Genomic DNA, 21,881 nt, shown 5'->3' with positions numbered 1-21,881 from the left:
AGGTGCCAAGGGAGACGCATCGTGAACAAGCCCGAGAAATTCGATCCGAACCGCCTGATCGCGCAGGACATGGATGATGAGGTTCTGTCCACTTATCCCACCGAGGCCTTTCTCTCGAAGGAGTATCTCGAGGCCGAGAAGAAGCTGCTCTGGCCCAGGGTCTGGCAGATGGTCGAGCGAGAAACCGACCTGCCGAACCCCGGCGACTGGATGACCTACAACGTCGCCGATGAATCGATCATCGTGCTGCGCAAGGATGATGGCAGCCTCAAGGCGTTCCACAACGTCTGCCCGCACCGCGGCCGGCAGCTGGTATCGGTACCCGACATGCTTCCGGGCAAGGTCCACGATGTGCGTGGCAACAACCGCAAGAATTTCATCTGCGGCTTCCACGGCTGGACCTTCGATCTGGACGGACAGAACACCTACATTCTCGATCCGCAGGACTGGGACAACAAGCTCACGCCCGAAATGACCTGCCTGTCGGAGGTCAAGGTCGATACCTGGGCCGGCTATATCTACATCAACATGGATCCCGACTGCGTTCCGCTGAAGGAGTGGATGGGGCGCGCGGGCGAGATCCTGGGGGCCTACGAGCTCGACAAGATGCGCTACAAGTGGCGCCAGTGGGCGATCTACGACTGCAACTGGAAGACCGCGATCGAGGCCTTCCTCGAGCCCTATCACGTCGCCGGCACGCATACCCAGTTGCTGGCTTATGGCGATTACTACGCGCTCTCCAAGCAGTACGGCCTGCACTCGGTGTCGAGCTACGACACGCGCGACGACAAGTTCAAGATGAACGAAAGCGCCGGCACCACGCGCGCCGGTAAGGGCGACGATCCGCGCGTCTCCACGTACGAACTGATCCGCGAGAACTACGAGACGGTGAACTACTCGGCCTCTACCGAGTCGCTGGTGAAGGCAGCAAGCCGGCTCAAGGATGAACTGCCCGAGGGCGTCTCCCCGCAGGAATGCATTGCCTACTGGCTCAAGATCGCCAAGGAAGCCGATGCCGAGCGTGGGGTGATCTGGCCGGAAATTCCGGACGACGTCATGGCCGAGACCGGCCTCGCCTGGGGCCTGTTCCCCAACCAGAACATCCTGCACGGCGTGACCTTCGCCCTGTGCTACCGCGTGCGTCCCTACGGCGATGATCCCGACAAGTGCATCTTCGAAAGCTACGCGCTCGAACGCTTCCCCGAGGGCGAAGAGCCGGAGACCGAATGGGTCTACGCCGATCCGACCGGCGACAACTGGGGATCGGTGCTGGCGCAGGACTTCTCGAACATGCAGTTCGTGCAGAAGGGCATGAAGTCGTCCGGCTTTCGCGGTCCGCTACCCAATCCGCACCAGGAGCAGAAGGTGATCAACCTGCATCGCAACCTGGCCAATTTCATGGAAGGACGCGGGGCGCCGACCAGACTGGATATAGAATAGCGGCGAACTGACCCTGCGAGGTCGCACGCGGCAAGAGGCACTGCGTCCTCGTTGTCTCGCGTGCCGGCGCCTGCCCGCGCGCCTGAAAATTCAAAGCTTTGCAACGCATTCTCGAAGATAGTTCCGTTTTGGACGGAAATTCTTCGCCTGTGGATTAAAATAGGGATTAATCCATACCGCAATCGTCCGTATTGTATCGGCATGGAACAGTACCGCACCATCGCCGTCATCGAGAGCAATTACCAGAATCGGGCCAAGGTGACCAACGCCCTGTTTTCGGGTGGCTATCACGCTGAACCTTATGAAGAGATTGAGGAATTCATCTCTGCAAGCCGCGATGGCTATGTTGTGCTGATCAATGACGACGGCAACAGCATCGATAAGCTGCTCGACCTCATGCACCGCAATGCGATGTGGTTTCCAATCATCCCTTATTCGGAAACGGCTTCGCTGGATTCCATTGTGTCGGCGATGCTGAAGGGTGCGATCGGGTACATCGACCGCCTTCCTGACCTCGAGAGCGTGGCCAACGTCATCAATTCGAACCAGCCGGAGCGCGCGAAGCTCGTCGAGACCGGTCGAATGCGTGCGAATGCACGTGCGAAGATGGTGTTGTTGACGAAGCGAGAGCGCGAAGTTCTGCAGTGCATGTCCGAAGGTATGTCCAACAAGGTGATTGGCATGCAGTTGGGGATCAGCCCGCGCACGGTCGAAATTCATCGCGCCAACATGATCGCGAAGCTCGAAACGGACTCGACCAACGAGGCGCTTCGTCTCGCTGCCTACGCCGAGATCTGAGCACTTCGGGAGGCTTGCTGTCCGGTGAGCCTGCCTAGGAAGATGTCCGCAGTCTGATCTGCGAAATCGTTTCGCCGAGAATGGCTTCGCGAGTCTCGTCGTATTCGTGCGAACCTGGCTTCAATTGGCTCAGTGTGGGCGGTTGGTGCTTCTTCTTGTGCATGATGATGAAGCACCTGTCGTAAAAGATCTGCACCATTTTCCTCAGCGCCGCATCCGTCAGTTGGATATAGACGCGTCTGGAATCCTGACTGTCGCGGTACCTTCTGACGAGTTCTTCGCGTTCCAGTAATGCAATCCAGCGCAACGCGGTCGTCTGCGGAACCTGGGCGCCGATACAGACGCTGGTTGTCTGCATCTTGATGTTTTTCAACTCGGCCATGAACAGGTCGAGAAGAATGTCCCACGTCGGCTCCCCGAAAAGCTGAGCGGTCTGGAAAACCTTTTCCCTGTGTCGGCGCAGGTTATAGGCTTCCGAAACCGTATCCATCCAGTCTTCTATCGTTGGTGTCTGGCTGGTTTCGTCGGCATCTTCGATCGAAATCCCGCGGGCTTCGATTTGCATGATGAGCTCGTTCAGTTCGTCGGCAAGCATTTTCATTCTTCTGGTCGGCATGGTCTTGCAATTCCCGCCTGAGTTTTATTCCGCGACTGAGTTCATCGTCTTTAACTCTGTCTCTCCCTGGCAGCCGAACTGACCCTAGTTCGCCGCCGATGAACGATAGCAAGGTTGCCTTGAGTTTCACGAAAGTCAACCGGATGAAAATCTTGAAATGCCTAAGTTTTGCAGGCGGGTGCTGACTTTTATTAAGAAGTTAGCGTCACATTGTGGCCGGTCGTAAAGCCTTGTTTCAGGCTTTGCTTATATGCGCACTTCTTACCGCTTGGCTGTTCGGAGCAAAGCGTGGGTTTCCTTGTGCGTTATTCTTAATTCCTGATTCTGCCGTGCGTTCCTGCGCTGCAGACGGAGTACACCTTTCCGTGCTTGACCGAGGGCGAAACATCGCCTAAGCGCGCGCTTCTCCTCGGCGAGCCCGAGGCAACATTATTGAGCTGAACAATGCCGCGTCGGCGTTTCCGGGGTCTTTTGGGCATTAACGCCTGATTGGTCCAACTCTGGATGGTCTTGCTCCCAGTCGGGCGAAGCCACTTTTCCGGATAACCGGCGGCAGAGTAATCCGGTGCTTCAGGCCGGGTGGAGTGTTTTCGGCTCACGCGAACCGATATCGCGATCGAGGTTTCGGAAATCCGGCGATGCCGGAAACACGAAGCTGCCGCGATGCATCGGTTTGGCGTGACTGTGCTCTACTCTTCCCTGCTGCAAGCGCCGGGCCCCAGACCCGGGGTGCGACGGGTCCGTCCCGTGGCTTGCGGTTTCGCCCACGGTACGGGCCGGATCCATCGCACTCCCATTTTGAAAGAAGAGTATAGATGCCCACTATCAACCAGCTGGTCCGCAAGGGCCGCGAGCCGCAGAAGGCCAAGTCGAAGGTCCCGGCGATGGAGCAGAACCCGCAGAAGCGCGGCGTCTGCACCCGTGTCTACACCACGACCCCGAAGAAGCCGAACTCGGCTCTTCGCAAGGTCGCCAAGGTGCGCCTGACCAACAGCCGCGAAGTCATCTCCTACATCCCGGGCGAAGGCCACAACCTGCAGGAGCACTCGGTGGTCCTGATCCGCGGCGGCCGTGTGCGCGACCTTCCCGGCGTGCGCTACCACATCCTGCGCGGCGTGCTCGACACGCAGGGCGTGAAGGACCGCAAGCAGTCCCGCTCGAAGTACGGCGCCAAGCGTCCGAAGTAAGCCGCAAGGGCGTCTTGCCGAGGGGCGTCATCCCAGCGAAGGCTGGGGTCGCAAGCCGCCTCGCAGAACGTCGAAGGAATACACATTTACCGAGCGGCCTGGAGGCCAACGATCCCCGCCTTCGCTGGGATGACGTCTAAAGACCTCCGCTACGCTCCGGACATTTTGGAGTTATCAAATGTCACGTCGTCGTCGTCCCGAGAAGCGGGAAATCCTGCCGGATCCGAAGTTCGGTGATCTGGTCCTGTCGAAGTTCATGAACAACCTCATGTACGACGGCAAGAAGTCCGCCGCCGAGCGCATCGTCTATGGCGCGCTCGACACCATGGAATCGCGCGCCAAGGCCGATCCGGTCCAGCTGTTCCACGATGCCCTGAACAACGTGAAGCCGCAGATCGAGGTCCGCAGCCGCCGCGTCGGTGGTGCGACCTACCAGGTCCCTGTCGAGGTTCGCCCCGAGCGTGCCCAGGCCCTGGCCATCCGCTGGCTGATCACCGCCGCGCGCAACCGTCCCGAAACGACCATGTCGGCCCGGCTCTCGGGCGAACTGATGGATGCCGCCAACAACCGCGGCAACGCCGTCAAGAAGCGCGAAGACACGCACCGCATGGCAGACGCCAACCGCGCCTTCTCGCACTACCGCTGGTAAGACGCACCGTGCCGCCCGCTGGCAACGTCATGCGGGCGTCACACTTTCAATTCAGGGGGCAGGGGCCTATCTGAGGGCCGCTTCCTCCCAAACTCCTGCTAAGGATTTTCACCATGGCACGCAGCCATCCGATCGAACGCTACCGCAACATCGGTATCATGGCGCACATCGACGCCGGCAAGACCACCACGACCGAGCGTATCCTCTACTACACCGGCAAGTCCTACAAGATCGGCGAAGTGCACGACGGTGCCGCGACCATGGACTGGATGGAGCAGGAGCAGGAACGCGGCATCACCATCACCTCGGCTGCGACCACCACCATGTGGAAGGCGGACGACGGCCAGGGTGAAGAGCACCGCATCAACATCATCGACACCCCCGGACACGTCGACTTTACCATCGAGGTCGAGCGCTCGCTGCGTGTGCTCGACGGCGCGGTGGCCGTTTTCGACGGTGTGGCCGGCGTGGAGCCGCAGTCCGAGACCGTGTGGCGCCAGGCGGACAAGTACGAAGTGCCCCGCATGTGCTTCATCAACAAGCTCGACCGCACCGGTGCCGACTTCTATTACTGCGTGCAGTCGATCATCGATCGTCTCGGCGCGGTGCCGCTGGTGATGTACCTGCCGATCGGCGCCGAGAGCGACCTCAAGGGCGTCGTCGATCTCGTCAACAACCGTGGCATCGTCTGGCAGGACGAGTCGCTGGGTGCCAAGTTCGACTATGTCGACATCCCGGCGGACCTCGCCGACAAGGCCGCTGAATACCGCGAGAAGCTGATCGAGCTCGTCGTCGAGCAGGACGACGACGTCATGGAACAGTACCTCGAGGGTAACGAGCCCGATGTCGCCACGATCAAGCGGCTGATCCGCAAGGGTACGCTCGAGCGCGCCTTCGTGCCGGTGACCTGCGGTTCGGCATTCAAGAACAAGGGTGTGCAGCCGCTGCTCGACGCCGTTGTCGATTACATGCCGAGCCCGATCGACGTTCCGGCGATCGAGGGCATCAACCCCGACACCGAGGAAAAGGACAGCCGTCCGTCCGACGACAGCGCGCCGTTCTCGGCCCTGGCGTTCAAGATCATGAACGACCCGTTCGTCGGTTCGCTCACCTTCTGCCGCATCTATTCGGGCACGCTGTCGAAGGGCACGTACCTGAACTCGGTGAAGGACAAGAAGGAGAAGGTCGGCCGCATGTTGCTGATGCACTCCAACAACCGCGAGGACATCGACACGGCCTACGCCGGCGACATCGTCGCTGTGGCAGGTCTCAAGGAGACCACCACCGGCGACACGCTGTGCGCCGAAAAGGCTCCGATCATCCTCGAGCGCATGGAGTTCCCGGATCCGGTCATCGAGCTGTCGGTGGAACCCAAGACCAAGGCCGACCAGGAAAAGATGGGCGTTGCCCTGTCGCGCCTGGCTGCCGAGGACCCGTCCTTCCGCGTCTCGACCGACCACGAATCGGGCCAGACCATCATCAAGGGCATGGGCGAGCTTCACCTCGACATCATCGTCGATCGCATGAAGCGCGAGTTCAAGGTCGAGGCCAACGTCGGCGCGCCGCAGGTGGCCTACCGTGAATCGCTCGCTCGCGAAGTCGAACTCGATTACACCCACAAGAAGCAGTCGGGTGGTTCGGGTCAGTTCGGTCGCGTCAAGGTCAAGCTCATCCCGGGTGAGCGCGGCGCGGGCATCAACTTCCACGACGAGATCAAGGGCGGCAACATTCCGCGCGAATATATCCCGTCGGTCGAGAAGGGCATGCGCGAGACGGCCGAGACCGGTTCGTTGGTCGGCTTCCCGATCATCGACTTCGACATCCACCTCGTGGACGGTGCGTACCACGACGTCGACTCGTCGGCCCTGGCCTTCGAAATCGCCGGTCGCGGTGCGATGCGCGAAGCCGCCCAGAAGGCCGGCATCAAGCTGCTCGAACCGATCATGAAGGTCGAGGTCGTGACTCCGGAAGAGTTCATGGGCGACGTCATCGGCGACCTGAACTCCCGCCGTGGTCAGATCCAGGGCACCGACGCCCGCGGTAACGCGCAGGTTGTCGAGGCTCACGTGCCGCTCGCGAACATGTTCGGCTACGTCAACCAGCTGCGCTCGTTCACCCAGGGGCGCGCGCAGTACACCATGCAATTCTCGCACTACGACGAGGTCCCGGCGAATGTCGCGGCCGAGGTGAAGGAGAAGCTTGCCTGAGGGCAAGAATGGTTCTAGGGGCGGCGCCTGCTGATTCCGCGGGGGCCGCCTTGATACCCGCAGATTCAATTTAAAGACGAAAGAAGGTTTGAAAGATGGCGAAGGCAAAATTCGAGCGGAACAAGCCGCACTGCAATATTGGCACCATCGGTCACGTCGACCACGGCAAGACCACCCTGACGGCTGCCATCACCAAGATCATGTCGGAAACCTACGGCGGTGAAGCCGTTGACTTCGCCAACATCGACAAGGCTCCGGAAGAGCGCGAGCGCGGCATCACCATCTCGACGGCGCACGTCGAGTACGAGACCGACAAGCGCCACTACGCGCACGTCGACTGCCCGGGCCACGCCGACTACGTGAAGAACATGATCACCGGTGCCGCCCAGATGGACGGCGCGATCCTCGTCGTGAACGCTGCCGACGGCCCGATGCCGCAGACCCGCGAGCACATCCTGCTCGCTCGTCAGGTCGGTGTGCCGGCGCTGGTGGTGTACCTGAACAAGGTCGACCAGGTGGATGACGAGGAACTCCTCGAGCTCGTCGAGCTCGAAGTTCGCGAACTCCTCTCCTCGTACGAGTTCCCGGGCGACGATATTCCCATCATCAAGGGTTCGGCTCTGGCCGCTCTCGAAGGCCGCGACGACGAAATCGGCAAGAACTCGATCATCGAGCTGATGAAGGCCGTTGACGAATTCATTCCGCAGCCGCCGCGTCCGACCGACAAGCCGTTCCTGATGCCGGTGGAAGACGTGTTCTCGATCTCGGGCCGCGGTACCGTTGTGACCGGCCGTGTCGAGACCGGCATCATCAAGGTCGGCGAGGAAGTCGAAGTCGTTGGTCTGCGCGACACGCAGAAGACCACCGTCACCGGCGTCGAAATGTTCCGCAAGCTGCTCGATCAGGGTGAAGCCGGCGACAACATCGGCGCGCTGGTTCGTGGTCTGAAGCGCGACGAGGTCGAGCGTGGTCAGGTTCTCGCCAAGCCGGGCACCGTTACCCCGCACACCGAGTTCGACGCCGAGGTCTACGTTCTGTCGAAGGACGAAGGTGGCCGTCACACGCCGTTCTTCGCCAACTATCGCCCGCAGTTCTACTTCCGCACCACCGACGTGACCGGTGAAGTGATCCTCCCCGAGGGCACCGAGATGGTCATGCCGGGCGACAACGTTGCCCTGTCGGTCAAGCTGATCGCCCCGATCGCCATGGACGAAGGTCTGCGCTTCGCTATCCGCGAAGGCGGCCGCACCGTCGGCTCGGGCGTTGTCTCGAAGATCACGAAGTAATTCGCTGATCCTCGGATAGCCGAGATAAAGGCCCGGTCTCCGCAAGGAGGCCGGGCTTTTTCGTTGCGGTCCGGCACGTTGCGGGGCAGGGGAGGGGCATGGCGCGCAAGTATTCAAAACATGGTCCCCGCGAGGACCTGTTCGGGGACGACGAGGACGAGGCGAGTGAAGCGCCGCCGCCCGACTGCTGGCTTTGCGGCAGGCTTTGTGGCGAAACCGTCATCTGGCACCATCCGGTGCCCAGAAGCCGGGGCGGGCGAGATACGGTGCCGATGCATCCGATCTGCCAGAACATGCTGATCACCACGTTCACGAACTCGGAGCTGCAGCGCTACGGGCTGGATGTCGATCTCCTGCGGCTCGATCCCCGGATCGAGAAGTTCCTGGGCTGGGTCGCCAACAAGGATCCCGATTTCAACGCTGCGCTGGGCAAGAAGAAACAAAGGTAGATCGCGCACTTGCGCAGGCCCGGTGGGCGGAGCCACGCCGGAGGCTTGCCGGGCAGATAGGTGGCTTCAGAATCGTGCGCCAAACCGCGAACCGGAATCATTTCCTTGCGCGCGGTGGCGCGGGGGGCGGGACCCCGCAGAATTCCGAAATTTTTCCCGCACTCAGGCCTTGCACGAATCCTGATCGCGGTGTAGGGGCGCGCTTCGAATTGATCGGGGCGCAAGCCCTTTGGCTCTTTCTCATCGGTAGTAGGTAATGGAAGCTCAGAACATCCGCATTCGCCTGAAGGCGTTTGACCACCGCGTACTCGACCAGGCCACTGGCGAAATCGCTGACACGGCTCGCCGCACCGGCGCGCTCATTCGGGGCCCCATTCCGCTGCCGACGAAGATCGAGAAGTTCACCGTGAACCGCGGCCCGCACATCGACAAGAAGTCGCGTGAGCAGTTCGAGGTTCGCACCTACAAGCGTCTGCTCGACATCGTGCAGCCGAACGCTGCAACTGTCGATGCGCTCATGAAGCTCGATCTGGCTGCTGGCGTGAACGTCGAGATCAAGCTGGCCTGAGCCGGCTGAGGGGCTGCTTCCGGCAGTCCCGCGGTCCTTTCCGATCGGACCTTAAACGACCGGAGCGATATTCGAACCTTCGGGTTCAGATAACCTTGTCGATCCTCGAGATCGGCTTTGCGGGGAGAAACCCGCAGAGACAGAGCCCCCTCGGGAAACCAGCGGGGACACAAGGGATACCTCCGGCGCCGCCTTCGGGCCAAGCACCGGGAATGCGTCCCCCGTCTCGCTTCCGCGACCCTGAGTGCAGGGCCTGCAGGGAGCACCCAGCCCGGACGGGGCATGCATCACAAATTGGGCTGGACACGCCTGTTCGGGATGGGCCCGGGCAGGCCTCTGTAAGGAGTAAAGGTCATGCGTACCGGCGTGATCGCAAAGAAAGTCGGGATGACCCGCCTGTTCCAGGAGGACGGTCGCCACGTGCCCGTCACTGTCCTGGCTTTGGAAGACTGCCAGGTGGTTTCTGTCCGCACCGCCGACCGCGACGGGTATGTCGCGGTTCAGCTCGGTGCCGGCGAAGCCAAGCAGAAGAATGTTGCCAAGCCGCAGCGCGAGCATTTCGCCAAGGCTGAAGTTCCCCTCAAGGCCCGTGTCGCCGAGTTCCGTGTCGCCGACGACGCGCTGCTCGACGTCGGTTCGACCATTGCTGCCTCGCACTTCGTGCCCGGCCAGCTCGTCGACGTTGCCGGCCACACGCAGGGCAAGGGCTTCCAGGGTGCCATGAAGCGTTGGGGCTTCGGCGGCCTGCGCGCCACCCACGGCGTTTCGCTCTCGCACCGTTCGCACGGTTCGACGGGTAACCGCCAGGATCCGGGCAAGGTCTTCAAGAACAAGAAGATGGCCGGCCACATGGGCGACCGTCAGCGTACGCAGCAGAACCTCGAAGTCGTCCGCGTCGACGACGAGCGTGGTCTGATCTTCGTCAAGGGCTCGGTCCCGGGCGCGAAGAATGCCTGGCTCACCGTTTCGGATGCCGTGAAGGTTTCCCGTCACGCCGAGGCTCCGTACCCCGCCGGCCTGAAGCAGGCCGCCAACAGCAATGACACGGCCGCTGCCGACACGCCTGCGGAAGACACCGCGGCGCCGGAAGCGACCGAAGGCCAGGAGGGCTAAGTCGTGAAGGTTAAGGTCCTCAATATCGACGGTTCGGCCGGCAAGGGCGACATCGAACTGTCGGATGACGTGTTCGGCCTCGAGCCGCGCGCGGACATCCTCCATCGCGTCGTCACCTGGCAGCTCGAGAACCGCCGCGGCATCGCCCGCGCAACTCGCGAGCGTTCGGACGTAGCGCGCACCGGCAAGAAGTGGGGTCGTCAGAAGGGCGGCGGCACGGCTCGTCACGGTGACCGTGCGGCTCCGGTCTTCATCGGTGGTGGTAAGGCTCACGGCGCCCGTCGCCGCGAGTTCAGCCAGTCGCTGAACAAGAAGCTGCGCGCTCTCGGCCTGAAGATGGCCCTGTCCTCGAAGGCCCAGAACGGCCTGATCGTCGTCGACTCGCTCGACGGTGCGGACGGCAAGACCAAGGCGCTCGCCGGTCAGCTCGCCAAGGCGGGCTTCGGCAAGAAGGTGCTCGTGATCGACGGCGAAGCGGTGAACGACAACTTTGCTCGTGCAGCTCGCAACATCGTCGGCGTCAACGTGCTCCCGGCTCAGGGCGCCAACGTGTACGACATCCTGAAGCATGATACGCTGGTGCTGACGCGCGCCGCGGTCGAAAAGCTGGAGGCGCGTTTCAATGGCTAAGACCAAGGAAGTGGATATCCGTCACTACGACGTGATCCTGTCGCCGCACATCACCGAGAAGTCGACGCTCGTCTCCGAGAACAACGCTGTCGTCTTCAAGGTTGCCGACACGGCGACCAAGCCCGAAATCAAGGCTGCCGTCGAGGCGCTGTTCGACCGCAAGGTCAAGAGCGTCAACACGCTGGTCACCAAGGGCAAGACCAAGCGCTGGCGCGGTAAGGCTTACCGTCGCAGCGACGTGAAAAAGGCGATCGTGACGCTGGCCGAAGGCGAGCAGCCGATCGACATCACCGAAGGCGTACAGGGCTGATCCGATGGCACTCAAGAACTACAACCCGACCAGCCCCGCCCGTCGCGGCCTGGTCCTCGTCGACAAGTCGGCGCTGTGGAAGGGCAAGCCTGTCAAGGCTCTGACCGAAGGCAAGCGCAAGACCGGTGGCCGCAACAACAAGGGTCATGTCACGTCGCGTGGCATCGCCGGTGGTCACAAGCAGAAGTACCGCTACATCGACTTCAAGCGTCGCAAGTGGGACATGGAAGCCACCGTCGAGCGGATCGAATACGATCCCAACCGCACGGCGTTCATCGCTCTGGTGAAGTACACCGACGGTGAACAGGCCTACATCATTGCTCCGCAGCGTCTGGCCGTTGGCGATGTCGTCATCGCTGCCGAGAAGGCCGACACGAAGCCGGGCAATGCCATGCTTCTGTCGCAGATGCCGGTCGGTACCATCTGCCACAACGTGGAGATGAAGCCGGGCAAGGGCGGTCAGATCGCGCGTTCGGCGGGCACTTACGTGCAGGTCGTCGGTCGTGACCGCGGCATGGTCATCGTTCGCCTGAACTCGGGCGAGCAGCGCTACCTGCGTGGCGACTGCATGGGCACGGTCGGTGCGGTGTCGAACCCCGACAACCAGAACCAGACCCTCGCCAAGGCCGGTCGCAAGCGCTGGATGGGCCGTCGCCCGCTGACGCGCGGCGTGGCCAAGAACCCGGTCGACCACCCGCACGGTGGTGGTGAAGGCCGCACTTCGGGCGGCCGTCATCCGGTTACCCCGTGGGGCAAGCCGACCAAGGGTGCCCGCACTCGCAACAACAAGCAGACGGACAAGATGATCATCCGTTCGCGCCACGCCAAGAAGAAGAGGTAAGACACGATGGCACGTTCCGTCTGGAAAGGCCCCTTCGTCGACCTGTACCTGCTCAAGAAGGCTGAGGCCGCGCAGGATGCAGGTAATCGCGCCGGTCCGATCAAGACCTGGTCGCGTCGCTCGACGATCCTTCCGCAGTTCGTTGGTCTGACGTTCAGCGTCTACAACGGGCACAAGTTCATCCCTGTCTCGGTCAACGAGGACATGGTCGGCCACAAGCTCGGTGAATTCGCGCCCACGCGCTCGTTCCCCGGCCACGCTGCCGACAAGAAGGGCAAGCGCTAATGAGCAAGCAGGCAGCACCGCGCCGCGTCGGCGAGAAGGAAGCCCTGTCGGTCGGCACCACGATCCGTGGTTCGGCGCAGAAGCTCAACCTCGTCGCAGGCCTGATCCGCGGCAAGAAGGTCGAGGAAGCCATGAACATCCTCGCTTTCTCCAAGAAGGCGATGGCACAGGACGCCCGCAAGGTACTCGCTTCGGCGATCGCCAATGCGGAAAACAACCACAACCTCGACGTCGACGCGCTGGTCGTCGCCGAGGCTTCGGTCGGCAAGTCGATCACCATGAAGCGTTTCCACGCCCGTGGCCGCGGCAAGTCCACCCGGATCCTCAAGCCGTTCTCACGCCTGCGGATCGTCGTTCGCGAAGTCGAGGAGGCCTGATCCATGGGTCATAAGAGCAATCCGATCGGTCTGCGTCTGCAGATCAACCGTACCTGGGACAGCCGCTGGTTCGCGGAAGGCCGGGACTACGGCAAGCTGCTTGAGGAAGACCTCAAGATCCGCAAGTTCATCATCGAGAGCGTGCCGCAGGCGGCGATCTCGAAGGTGGTGATCGAGCGTCCCGCCAAGCTGTGCCGCGTGTCGATCTATGCCGCTCGTCCGGGCGTCATCATCGGCAAGAAGGGCGCCGACATCGAGAAGCTTCGCAAGAAGCTCGCTGCGATGACCGACAGCGAAGTGAAGCTGAACATCGTCGAGATCCGCAAGCCGGAAATCGACGCCAAGCTCGTCGCTCAGGGCATTGCCGACCAGCTGGTGCGCCGCGTGGCGTTCCGCAGGGCGATGAAGCGCGCGATGCAGTCGGCCATGCGTCTTGGCGCCGAAGGCGTGAAGATCATGTGCGGCGGTCGTCTCGGCGGTGCGGAAATCGCCCGCGTCGAGCAGTATCGCGAAGGCCGCGTTCCGCTCCACACGCTGCGTGCCAACATCGACTATGCCGAAGCCGAGGCGCTGACCGCCTATGGCATCATCGGCATCAAGGTCTGGGTCTTCAAGGGTGAGATCCTGGGCCACGACCCGACGGCGCAGGACCGGCTCATGCTGGAGGCTCAGACCTCCGGTGTTCGCCCGGCGCGTTGAGGCTTAGGATAGAGTAAGCACCATGCTGCAACCGAAGAAAACCAAGTTCCGCAAGGCGTTCAAGGGCAAGATCCACGGCAACGCCAAGGGCGGCACCGACCTGAACTTCGGGTCGTACGGCCTCAAGGCCCTCGAGCCCGAGCGGATCACCGCCCGCCAGATCGAAGCGGCCCGCCGCGCGATCACGCGTCACATCAAGCGCCAGGGCCGTCTCTGGATCCGCGTCTTCCCGGATGTGCCGGTTTCGAAGAAGCCTGCCGAAGTCCGTCAGGGTAAGGGCAAGGGTTCGGTCGAATACTGGGCCGCTCGTGTGAAGCCCGGTCGCATCCTGTTCGAGCTCGACGGCGTTGCCGGTCCGCTCGCTGCAGAAGCGTTCAGCCGCGCTGCGATGAAGCTGCCGATCAAGACCAAGGTCGTTGCCCGTCTCGGCGACACCTCGCACCTGGAGGGTTAATCATGGCCGCCAAGATCGAAGACCTTCGCGCCAAGACCGACGACCAGCTCTCCGCCGAGCTGTCCGACCTCAAGCGCGAGCAGTTCAACCTGCGTTTCCAGGCCGCCACGAGCCAGCTCGAGGCGCCTGCCCGGATCAAGCAGGTCCGTCGCGACATCGCCCGCATCAAGACGCTCCAGGCTGAGCGTTCGGCTGCGGCGAAGTAAGGAGGAAACACGATGCCCAAGCGTATTCTGATCGGTACCGTCGTTTCCGACAAGACCGACAAGACCGTTACCGTGCTCGTCGAGCGCAAGGTGAAGCACCCGCTGTACGGGAAGATCATCCGCCGCTCGAAGAAGTACCACGCCCACGATGAAGACAACGCCTACCGCACCGGTGAGCGGGTCCGCATCGAGGAAACCAAGCCGTTCTCGAAGACCAAGACCTTCCGGGTCCTGGATCGCCTTCAGGCCGGCAAGGGCGTGGCGTTCGAAGCGAACCTCGAAGTCGAGGGCGCCGGGAACTAAGTAGACGTTTTTTGGAACTGCCGGACTGGTTCCGGCAAGCCAGTTGAGAAGGAACCGGATCGATGATCCAGATGCAATCCAATCTCGACGTCGCGGACAATAGCGGCGCAAAGCGCGTCCAGTGCATCAAGGTACTGGGTGGCTCTAAGCGTCGTTTCGCAGGCGTCGGCGACATCATCGTGGTGTCGGTAAAGGAGGCGCAGCCGCGCGCTCGCGTCAAGAAGGGCGACGTTCACCGCGCGGTGATCGTGCGCACCAAGAAGGACGTGCGCCGTCCCGACGGCAGCGTGATCCGCTTCGACAGCAATGCTGCGGTGCTCATCAACAAGAGCGAGGAGCCGATCGGCACTCGTATCTTCGGCCCCGTCGTTCGCGAACTGCGCGGCAAGGGCTTCATGAAGATCATCTCGCTTGCTCCGGAGGTGCTGTAATGGCTGCTGCGAAGATCAAGAAGGGTGACGCGGTCGTCGTCCTGTCCGGCAAGGACAAGGGCCGTACCGGAACCGTCCTCCAGGTCCTGCCGAAGGACGGCAAGGTCGTGGTCGAGGGTGTGAACGTCGCGACGAAGCACCGCAAGCCGACCCAGATGAACCCGCAGGGTGGAATCGACCGTACGCCGGCGCCGATGGCGATCAGCAAGGTCGCCGTGGCGGACAAGGACGGCAAGCCGACCCGTGTTCGTTTCGAAGTCAAGGACGGCAAGAAGGTCCGCGTGGCCGTGAAGTCCGGGGAGACCATCGATGGCTGAGAAGTACACCGCACGCCTTCGGGCCAAGTACGACGACGAGATCGTCAAGGCCATGACCGAGAAGTTCGGTTACAAGAACCGGCTCGAGGTTCCTCGGATCGAGAAGATCACGCTCAACATGGGCGTGGGCGAGGCGAGCCAGGACAAGAAGAAGGTCCAGACTGCCGCAGCCGAGATGGAAGCCATCTCGGGCCAGAAGCCCGTGATCACGCGTGCCCGCAAGTCGATCGCGCAGTTCAAGCTGCGTGAAGGCATGCCGATCGGCTGCAAGGTGACCTTGCGCCGTGAGCGTATGTACGAATTCCTCGATCGTCTCGTCACCATCGCGATGCCCCGCATCCGCGACTTCCGTGGCCTGAACCCGAGGTCCTTCGACGGTCGCGGCAACTACGCGATGGGTCTCAAGGAACAGATCATTTTCCCTGAGATCAGCTACGATCAGATCGAGAAGGTGCGTGGCATGGACATCATCGTCACCACCACCGCCAAGACCGACGACGAAGCGCGCGAGCTGCTGCGTCTGTTCGGTTTCCCGTTCCCCGCCGAGGCGGAACAGAAGGAGGCGGCGTGAGCCGCCGCTGAGGAAGAGAGCTTAAGTCCATGGCGAAACTGAGTTCCGTGAACAAGAACGAGCGTCGCAAGAAGCTTGTTAAGAAGTATGCAGGCAAGTACGCGCGCCTCAAGGCGATCGCTGACGATGAATCGCTCGACGAATCCGAGCGTCTCATTGCCCGTCTGAAGCTGGCCGAGATCCCGCGCAACGGCAACCCGACCCGGGTTCGCAACCGCTGTGCCACGACCGGTCGTCCGCGCGGTTACTACCGCAAGTTCGGCCTGTGCCGCGTCGAGCTGCGTGATCTTGCCAACAAGGGCATGATCCCCGGCGTGACCAAGTCGAGCTGGTAAGGGATACCTGAGCAATGGCTATGACCGATCCCCTGGGTGACATGCTCACCCGCATCCGCAACGGCCAGCAGGCGAAGAAGGACTCCGTCCTTTCCCCCGCCAGCAAGCTGCGTGCGCGCGTGCTCGAAGTTCTCCAGCGCGAGGGCTACATCCGTGGTTTCAGCGATGATGCCACCGGTGCCCACCCGCAGTTGCGCATCGAGCTGAAGTATTTCGAGGGCGAGCCTGCTATCAAGCACATCGCCCGCGTCTCCAAGCCGGGCCGCCGCGTCTACTCGGGTTCGAAGGAACTCCCGGTTGTGCGCAACGGCCTTGGTATCACCATCGTCTCGACGCCCAAGGGCGTGCTCTCGGATGCCGAGGCCCGCACCGAAAACGTCGGCGGCGAAGTGCTGGCGGAGGTGTTCTGATGAGCCGCATCGGCAAGAAGCCGGTGGCAATCCCGAACGGGGTTACCGCCAATATCGACAACGGCGTGCTGAGCGTGAAAGGCCCCAAGGGCACTCTCACCATGGGCCTGTCCGAACTGGTGAACTACACCGTCGAGGACGGCTCGATCGCCGTGCAGCCGGTCGACCAGTCGAAGAAGGCGCGCAGCCACTGGGGCATGCAGCGTACGCTGGTCTCGAACCTGATCGAAGGCGTTACCGAAGGCTATTCGAAAGTCCTCGAGATGAAGGGCGTCGGCTACCGTGCGCAGTCGCAGGGCAAGAAGCTGAAGCTTCAGCTCGGCTTCTCGCATGACGTGGACATCGACGTGCCTGAAGGCATCGAGATCAAGACCCCGGATCAAACCACGGTCGAGATCTCCGGTATCGACAAGCAGAAGGTCGGCCAGGTTGCGGCCGAAATTCGCCGCTGGCGCAAGCCCGAACCCTACAAGGGCAAGGGTATCAAGTACCGTGGCGAGTACATCTTCCGCAAGGAAGGGAAGAAGAAGTAATGGCAAAGCTTTCCCTTTTCGAACGCCGTCGCCGGCGTGTCCGTACCGCACTTCGTGCCCGTTCCGGTGGGCGTCCGCGTCTGTCGGTGCACCGCACTGGCCGTCACATCTATGCGCAGATCATCGACGATGCGCAGGGGCGTACCGTTGCCGCCGCCAACACGCTTGGTGGCAAGGGCACCGACGTCGACGCCGCTACCCGCGTGGGCAAGGAGCTCGCCGAGGCCGCCAAGAAGGCGGGTGTTACCTCGGTGGTGTTCGACCGCGGCGGTTTCCTGTTCCATGGCCGCGTCAAGGCGCTGGCCGATGCCGCCCGTGAAGGCGGGCTGGAGTTCTGATCATGGCAGACGAAAACACCAACCCCGAACAGCCGATTGCGGCTGATCACCCGCAGGGCGGTGAGCCGCAGGCGCAGCCGGAGGCTCGTGAGGGTCGCGGCGGTGGCCGCGGTGATCGTGGCGGCCGTGGTCGCGGAGATCGTGGCGGCCGTGGCCGTCGTGACGACCGTCGCGGTGGTCGCGGTGGCGACGAGGACGGCGGCGAGGAGCTGATCGAGAAGCTGGTTCACATCAACCGCGTCTCGAAGACCGTCAAGGGCGGTAAGCGTTTCGGCTTCGCAGCTCTGGTCGTGGTCGGTGACGGCAAGGGCCGCGTTGGCTTTGGCCACGCCAAGGCTCGCGAAGTTCCCGAGGCGATCACCAAGGCGACGGCTTCGGCCAAGAAGAAGATGATCCGCGTCGCGCTGAAGGAGGGCCGCACCCTCCATCACGACGGCAAGGGCCACTTCGGCGCCGGCAAGGTGAACGTGCGTACGGCGCCGGCCGGTACCGGCATCATCGCCGGTGGTCCGATGCGTGCCGTGTTCGAGAGCCTGGGCGTTTCCGACGTTGTGACCAAGTCGGTCGGCACCTCGAACCCGTACAACATGATCCGCGCCACCTTCGACGCGCTGACCAACCAGGCATCGCCGAAGGCGGTCGCTCAGCGTCGCGGCAAGAAGGTCGCTGACCTGCTCGGTCGCGGTGGCGCCAGCGAGGCAGAGGCGGAAGCCGCTGCCGAAGCCATCGTGGAGTAATCGATCATGGCCAAGAGCGCTAAGAAAACCATCAAGATCAAGCAGATCGGTTCGCCGATCCGCCGCCCCGAAAGCCAGAAGAAGATCCTTATCGGTCTTGGCCTGGGCAAGATGCACAAGGTCGTCGAACTGGAAGACACCGCGGAAGTCCGTGGTGCCATTGCCAAGCTGCCGCACATGGTCGCGGTTGTCGACTGAGCCTTCAGGCATCGTCACGTTATCAGGAAGGCCCCGGTGGAAACGCCGGGGCCTTTCGCTTTGGATGGAGGCCATCGTGCCCCTTTTCCCGACGGTCGGCTGTGCTATGCGCGTTGACCGATGACCACGGTGGAGCAGGTCTTGAAGTTCAAGGGACTGGCAGGAACGATCCTGGCTATGGTGGCCGTGTCCGGCTGCTCGCCGCATCCGCAGGAAGGTGATGTCAACGCCGATGGCGCCCTCGTGGCCGATTGCGGAGACAGGCGTGCGGACCCGGCCGCTCTCAATGCCATGCGGGTGTCCGACAAGGCCCTGTTCAAGGCGCTTTCGCGCCACACGAAGCCCGATCCGGTCGCTGAGGCGCAAAAGGCTCTCGAAGCCGGCGATTTTCGCCTGGCAGCGGCGACTACGCCTGATGGTGTGACCACGGAGCTGTACGGGGCGGAATGCCGCGTCCTGGGTGGACTCAAGCCCTGGATGGTGCGCGTGTTGGCTTTCGTCCCCGACGAGGCTGTCGCTATGGGCAAGGGGCCCGATGACAAGGTTACCGACTTCGGTCGGCGTTATAACGCTGCGGTCCTTACCGACGTGCGCTATCCCTTCGCAGACGTTTGCCGGGATCTGGATCGCGCAGGGCCCAAGCCCGACTTCTCCGAAGCTGCCACGAAGGGGATAGAATTGCCCTTCGGCTTCGCTGAGCTCGGTCCGGCGCGGATGTCCTATGGTCTGGGTGCAGCGGCGCGGCGGGGATCGGTCTACGACATCAATGTCTTGATCCGCCGCGACCACCAGGAGGTGAACGCGTCGGACATGTTCGGCATGACCCCGCTGGCCTGGGCGATCGCCTATCACCGCTGGCCCGCGGCCGAAGCGCTGCTCAAGGCAAAGGCAAGCCCGACCGGAGCCGCCTGCCAGACGGCCATCGACCGCGAATCGCCGCTGCAGGTCGCGCGGATCATGCGCTGGTACGCGATGATCAGGCGGTTGCGCCCGCTGGTGACGGAAGAGCAGTTTGCCAACCTGCGCCAGAACCCCAGCTGGGACGACAAGAGCCTGTCCGAATTCAATCATGCGCTTACCGAGCTCAAAGAGCGCTATGCCAAGCAGTTGCGCCGGCAGAGTTTCTCGCGCCACGATCTGATTTTCGAGGTCGACGAGAAGGGCAATTCGGTCTCCTGCAAGCTGGAGCCTGCCGCCAGAATTCCGGAATTCGGCGAGGAGCTTTGCGGTCTTGCCGTGGACATCGTGCAATGGGCCCCGGCACGTGACGCCTTCGGCATCACGGTTCCGGAAAGTGCCAAGCTGGTCGTCGGCTTCGGCGGGATGTAAGCCGGGCACTTGCCGTGCTACGTCATCGACGGGGCGCGGCGTGTTGCTTCCTGCACTCTGCCCAGACGTTCATCTTCGCGCTGGTAAGCAGGTCGGGTGTTTCGATGCTGGCGACCTTGCGGCAGTTGTCGGTGACGTAGGCCGTGACTGCGTCGATCACTTCCATGTTCGGTGGATCCTGGCGGGGGCTGTCCGGCATGACGACGGTTCCGGGCCGAAGGCGGAGGACGCGGCGTGTCTCTCCCAATGTGGAAAGATGGCTCAGGTCTTTCTCGATCAGATGAGCCAGATGATGCGGAAAGACCAGGGGCGTGGGAAAACGGTGGCCGGTGAGGACGTAGAGCTGTGGCGGGCCGTCGACCACGAAGAGGTCGCCGCCGTGGTCATGCGTTTCGATGGCACGCACCAGCGCCGCCATCGCCTGTTTCGATTGGCGTGTGTGCTCGAAGTCGAACGCGTGGGAAGTCTGGAGTGACCACAGGGTGAGGGCTGCAAGGGCAACGGGCCCCGCGATGCGTCGCTGGAAAAAGGTTGCGGTAGAGATTGCCAGTGGAACCAGCAGCGGCAGCGAATAATGCATGTAGAAGTTCGACACCGACAGCAGCCCCAGGAGCGCGGCCGCGAGCCATGGAAGAACGAAGCGGCGGCCATCGCCGCGCCATGTTGCCAAGGAGAGCGTCGCGACAACGATGATCGGTGCCAGAATGATGAAGGTCACCAGTGCGCGCATTGTGCTGGCGTAGAGGAACTCGGGCTTCTCGAGGTTCGAGAGCACCATCGCCTGCCAGTAGATGTCCCAGTACCCATGCAGCCAGTACCATGCCGATATGGCGAGGGCAGGGGCGGCGCCCAGGGCCATCCAGCTCATTGCATGGAGGGCCAGATGCCCGCGCCGTATCGGGGAGCGGAAGAGCAGGGCGACGGCATAGAGGCCGAAGAAGCATGATTCGAAGAATGCCGTCGGCTTGACGACAATGGCGATGCCGGCAAGCAGCATCGCCGCCATCGCTTTTGCCGGGACCTCGCCCGCGCCCAGGCGTTCGCGCGAACGGAACACGATCAGCGCGGCGCTGGCCATGAACAGGTTGTAGAAGACGGGTGCCTGCCCCCCGAAGCCCTGCAGCCGATCGAGCCAGAGCAGATATACGATGCCCGCAAAGAGGCCCGCGCGCGGCGTACTCCACAGGCTTGCGAAGCGGGCGATGATCCACGCCGTCGCCGCAGCAAAAGCCGTCGCTACCAGCTGATAGGCCAGCGGCGCGTCGGACAGGAACGCGATCAGGTAGTAGATGAAGAACAGGCCCCAGGGCTTGCGATCCCAAACGTCCACATAGGGCAGCGCCCCATGGTGCATCGCGATTCCGACCGTGTGGTAGAACGCCTCATCGACGTGAAGATTGGGGTCTCCGAACGTGCTGGCACGCAGAGCCATGCCGATCAGCAACAGTATCGGCGCATACCAGACCGGGAAATGACCCTGCTTCGTGTTCATCCTGGTCCCGCTTTGCGCGGAACGTGGATAATTTAGAGTAAACTTTTCCGATCATCTGCCATGCGTCGTGGTGCCGACGCCTTCCCGGACATGCGGATCGCCTAAAGGGGGTGACATTGGCCTTCGCATCCGCTAGGGGCGCCGCTTCCTATCAAGCGCGACGAAAAGCGAAAGCGAGTGCAGACTATGAAACTGAACGATATCCGCGATAATTCGGGTGCCCGTCACCGCCGCATGCGTATCGGCCGTGGCATCGGCTCGGGCAAGGGCAAGACCGGTGGCCGTGGCCAGAAGGGTGCCAAGGCACGCTCGGGCGTCTCGATCAACGGCTTCGAGGGCGGCCAGATGCCGCTCCACATGCGCTTGCCGAAGCGCGGCTTCAACAACAAGCAGTTCGCCAAGGACTATGCCGAAGTTAACCTGGGTATGGTGCAGAAGGCGATCGATTCCGGCAAGCTCGACACTTCGGGCACCGTCGATCACGCCGCTCTCAAGGTGGCCGGGCTTGCCCGTGGTGGCAAGGACGGCGTGCGCCTGCTGGGCAAGGGCGAACTGACCGCCAAGGTTTCCTTCAACGTTGCCGGCGCCTCGAAGGGCGCTGTCGCCGCGGTCGAGAAGGCCGGTGGATCGGTCACGCTTCCCGCCAAGGAAGCTGCCGAGGCCTGAGCCCGCGTGGTTCGAGTGAATTAGGCAGGAGGGCGGGCGCACGGCGCTTCGCCCTCCTGTGCTTTTCCGGGTACAGGTCTTTCAGACATTCCACGAATGTCTATAT

At 62.4% G+C, this 21,881-nt stretch carries 31 protein-coding genes; 29 read left to right on the top strand and 2 right to left on the bottom strand.

Features of this window, described 5'->3' with window-relative positions; genetic code table 11:
* Positions 1–21 precede the first annotated feature (21 nt).
* Together LK12_RS14525 and LK12_RS14520 are read left to right on the top strand one after the other, a co-directional pair.
* Positions 22–1,440: an aromatic ring-hydroxylating oxygenase subunit alpha gene (locus tag LK12_RS14525; protein WP_231568363.1), complete on the top strand. Its 1,419-nt coding sequence runs from the start codon at positions 22–24 to the stop codon at positions 1,438–1,440.
* A gap of 60 nt (positions 1,441–1,500) precedes the next feature.
* Positions 1,501–2,238 carry a response regulator transcription factor gene (locus tag LK12_RS14520; RefSeq protein ID WP_156135499.1) on the top strand — a complete coding sequence of 246 codons (738 nt, stop codon included), beginning with the start codon at positions 1,501–1,503 and terminating at the stop codon, positions 2,236–2,238.
* A gap of 34 nt (positions 2,239–2,272) precedes the next feature.
* Here LK12_RS14520 and LK12_RS24665 read toward each other — a convergent pair whose 3' ends face one another.
* Positions 2,273–2,833, bottom strand: coding sequence for a helix-turn-helix domain-containing protein (locus tag LK12_RS24665; protein ID WP_197063538.1), 561 nt, complete (start codon positions 2,831–2,833; stop codon positions 2,273–2,275).
* Positions 2,834–3,669: 836 nt separating this feature from the next.
* On the opposite strand from LK12_RS24665, the gene rpsL reads away from it, so the two are divergent.
* The 26 genes from rpsL to LK12_RS14385 all read left to right on the top strand — a co-directional run bounded on the left by rpsL (position 3,670) and on the right by LK12_RS14385 (position 19,617).
* On the top strand, positions 3,670–4,041 hold the full coding sequence (gene rpsL, locus LK12_RS14510; protein WP_007011879.1) for a 30S ribosomal protein S12: 372 nt from the start codon (positions 3,670–3,672) through the stop codon (positions 4,039–4,041).
* A 178-nt stretch (positions 4,042–4,219) separates the two neighbouring features.
* On the top strand, positions 4,220–4,690 hold the full coding sequence (gene rpsG, locus LK12_RS14505) for a 30S ribosomal protein S7 (RefSeq protein WP_039285548.1): 471 nt from the start codon (positions 4,220–4,222) through the stop codon (positions 4,688–4,690).
* Positions 4,691–4,803: 113 nt separating this feature from the next.
* Positions 4,804–6,897 carry an elongation factor G gene (gene fusA / locus LK12_RS14500; RefSeq protein WP_039285547.1) on the top strand — a complete coding sequence of 698 codons (2,094 nt, stop codon included), beginning with the start codon at positions 4,804–4,806 and terminating at the stop codon, positions 6,895–6,897.
* A gap of 95 nt (positions 6,898–6,992) precedes the next feature.
* The gene (gene tuf, locus LK12_RS14495) at positions 6,993–8,183 is read left to right on the top strand and encodes an elongation factor Tu (protein ID WP_039285544.1); all 1,191 of its coding nucleotides are present in this window, start codon (positions 6,993–6,995) and stop codon (positions 8,181–8,183) included.
* 98 nt (positions 8,184–8,281) lie between these two features.
* Positions 8,282–8,632: a hypothetical protein gene (locus LK12_RS14490; RefSeq protein WP_039285541.1), complete on the top strand. Its 351-nt coding sequence runs from the start codon at positions 8,282–8,284 to the stop codon at positions 8,630–8,632.
* Positions 8,633–8,888: 256 nt separating this feature from the next.
* Positions 8,889–9,200 (top strand): 30S ribosomal protein S10, encoded by a 312-nt coding sequence (gene rpsJ / locus LK12_RS14485; RefSeq protein ID WP_007011873.1) that lies wholly within the window; start codon positions 8,889–8,891, stop codon positions 9,198–9,200.
* Positions 9,201–9,554: 354 nt separating this feature from the next.
* Entirely contained in the window at positions 9,555–10,313 is a 759-nt protein-coding gene (gene rplC, locus LK12_RS14480) for a 50S ribosomal protein L3 (RefSeq protein ID WP_039285534.1), read from the top strand.
* 3 nt (positions 10,314–10,316) lie between these two features.
* A complete protein-coding gene (rplD, locus tag LK12_RS14475; protein WP_039285531.1) occupies positions 10,317–10,943 on the top strand; it encodes a 50S ribosomal protein L4 in 627 nt (208 codons plus the stop codon).
* Entirely contained in the window at positions 10,936–11,253 is a 318-nt protein-coding gene (locus LK12_RS14470; RefSeq protein WP_039285528.1) for a 50S ribosomal protein L23, read from the top strand. Before rplD ends, LK12_RS14470 begins: the two co-directional genes overlap by 8 nt.
* Positions 11,254–11,257: 4 nt before the next feature.
* Positions 11,258–12,094: a 50S ribosomal protein L2 gene (rplB, locus tag LK12_RS14465; protein WP_039285525.1), complete on the top strand. Its 837-nt coding sequence runs from the start codon at positions 11,258–11,260 to the stop codon at positions 12,092–12,094.
* A 6-nt stretch (positions 12,095–12,100) separates the two neighbouring features.
* On the top strand, positions 12,101–12,379 hold the full coding sequence (gene rpsS / locus LK12_RS14460; RefSeq protein WP_039285522.1) for a 30S ribosomal protein S19: 279 nt from the start codon (positions 12,101–12,103) through the stop codon (positions 12,377–12,379).
* Positions 12,379–12,756, top strand: coding sequence for a 50S ribosomal protein L22 (rplV, locus tag LK12_RS14455; protein ID WP_039285520.1), 378 nt, complete (start codon positions 12,379–12,381; stop codon positions 12,754–12,756). The genes rpsS and rplV overlap by 1 nt, the downstream gene beginning before the upstream one ends.
* A gap of 3 nt (positions 12,757–12,759) precedes the next feature.
* Entirely contained in the window at positions 12,760–13,455 is a 696-nt protein-coding gene (rpsC, locus tag LK12_RS14450) for a 30S ribosomal protein S3 (RefSeq protein ID WP_039285518.1), read from the top strand.
* Positions 13,456–13,477: 22 nt separating this feature from the next.
* A complete protein-coding gene (rplP, locus tag LK12_RS14445; protein ID WP_039285516.1) occupies positions 13,478–13,909 on the top strand; it encodes a 50S ribosomal protein L16 in 432 nt (143 codons plus the stop codon).
* A gap of 2 nt (positions 13,910–13,911) precedes the next feature.
* Positions 13,912–14,115: a 50S ribosomal protein L29 gene (gene rpmC / locus LK12_RS14440; protein WP_039285514.1), complete on the top strand. Its 204-nt coding sequence runs from the start codon at positions 13,912–13,914 to the stop codon at positions 14,113–14,115.
* 12 nt (positions 14,116–14,127) lie between these two features.
* Positions 14,128–14,418, top strand: coding sequence for a 30S ribosomal protein S17 (gene rpsQ, locus LK12_RS14435; protein ID WP_039285512.1), 291 nt, complete (start codon positions 14,128–14,130; stop codon positions 14,416–14,418).
* A 62-nt stretch (positions 14,419–14,480) separates the two neighbouring features.
* Entirely contained in the window at positions 14,481–14,849 is a 369-nt protein-coding gene (gene rplN / locus LK12_RS14430) for a 50S ribosomal protein L14 (RefSeq protein WP_039285510.1), read from the top strand.
* Entirely contained in the window at positions 14,849–15,166 is a 318-nt protein-coding gene (gene rplX, locus LK12_RS14425; RefSeq protein WP_039285509.1) for a 50S ribosomal protein L24, read from the top strand. Before rplN ends, rplX begins: the two co-directional genes overlap by 1 nt.
* Positions 15,159–15,737, top strand: coding sequence for a 50S ribosomal protein L5 (gene rplE / locus LK12_RS14420; RefSeq protein ID WP_039285508.1), 579 nt, complete (start codon positions 15,159–15,161; stop codon positions 15,735–15,737). The genes rplX and rplE overlap by 8 nt, the downstream gene beginning before the upstream one ends.
* Before the next feature lie 29 nt (positions 15,738–15,766).
* Positions 15,767–16,072: a 30S ribosomal protein S14 gene (rpsN, locus tag LK12_RS14415; RefSeq protein ID WP_039285507.1), complete on the top strand. Its 306-nt coding sequence runs from the start codon at positions 15,767–15,769 to the stop codon at positions 16,070–16,072.
* A 14-nt stretch (positions 16,073–16,086) separates the two neighbouring features.
* Complete coding sequence (rpsH, locus tag LK12_RS14410) at positions 16,087–16,482, top strand: 30S ribosomal protein S8 (RefSeq protein ID WP_039285506.1); 396 nt, start codon at positions 16,087–16,089, stop codon at positions 16,480–16,482.
* Positions 16,482–17,015, top strand: coding sequence for a 50S ribosomal protein L6 (gene rplF, locus LK12_RS14405; protein WP_039285505.1), 534 nt, complete (start codon positions 16,482–16,484; stop codon positions 17,013–17,015). The genes rpsH and rplF overlap by 1 nt, the downstream gene beginning before the upstream one ends.
* Entirely contained in the window at positions 17,015–17,353 is a 339-nt protein-coding gene (rplR, locus tag LK12_RS14400; RefSeq protein ID WP_039285504.1) for a 50S ribosomal protein L18, read from the top strand. Before rplF ends, rplR begins: the two co-directional genes overlap by 1 nt.
* A gap of 2 nt (positions 17,354–17,355) precedes the next feature.
* Positions 17,356–18,090: a 30S ribosomal protein S5 gene (rpsE, locus tag LK12_RS14395; RefSeq protein ID WP_039285502.1), complete on the top strand. Its 735-nt coding sequence runs from the start codon at positions 17,356–17,358 to the stop codon at positions 18,088–18,090.
* A gap of 6 nt (positions 18,091–18,096) precedes the next feature.
* On the top strand, positions 18,097–18,288 hold the full coding sequence (gene rpmD / locus LK12_RS14390; protein ID WP_039285501.1) for a 50S ribosomal protein L30: 192 nt from the start codon (positions 18,097–18,099) through the stop codon (positions 18,286–18,288).
* A gap of 120 nt (positions 18,289–18,408) precedes the next feature.
* A complete protein-coding gene (locus LK12_RS14385; protein WP_039285499.1) occupies positions 18,409–19,617 on the top strand; it encodes a hypothetical protein in 1,209 nt (402 codons plus the stop codon).
* 22 nt (positions 19,618–19,639) lie between these two features.
* Here LK12_RS14385 and LK12_RS14380 read toward each other — a convergent pair whose 3' ends face one another.
* Complete coding sequence (locus LK12_RS14380) at positions 19,640–21,109, bottom strand: hypothetical protein (protein WP_039285497.1); 1,470 nt, start codon at positions 21,107–21,109, stop codon at positions 19,640–19,642.
* A gap of 186 nt (positions 21,110–21,295) precedes the next feature.
* On the opposite strand from LK12_RS14380, the gene rplO reads away from it, so the two are divergent.
* A complete protein-coding gene (gene rplO, locus LK12_RS14375) occupies positions 21,296–21,775 on the top strand; it encodes a 50S ribosomal protein L15 (protein ID WP_039285495.1) in 480 nt (159 codons plus the stop codon).
* Positions 21,776–21,881: the final 106 nt, after the last annotated feature.

It is taken from the genome of Novosphingobium malaysiense (genome assembly GCF_000802225.1).
GTDB lineage: Bacteria > Pseudomonadota > Alphaproteobacteria > Sphingomonadales > Sphingomonadaceae > Novosphingobium > Novosphingobium malaysiense.
The sequence above is the reverse complement of the archived record's forward strand: the minus strand, read 5'-3'. Positions and strand labels throughout refer to the sequence as shown.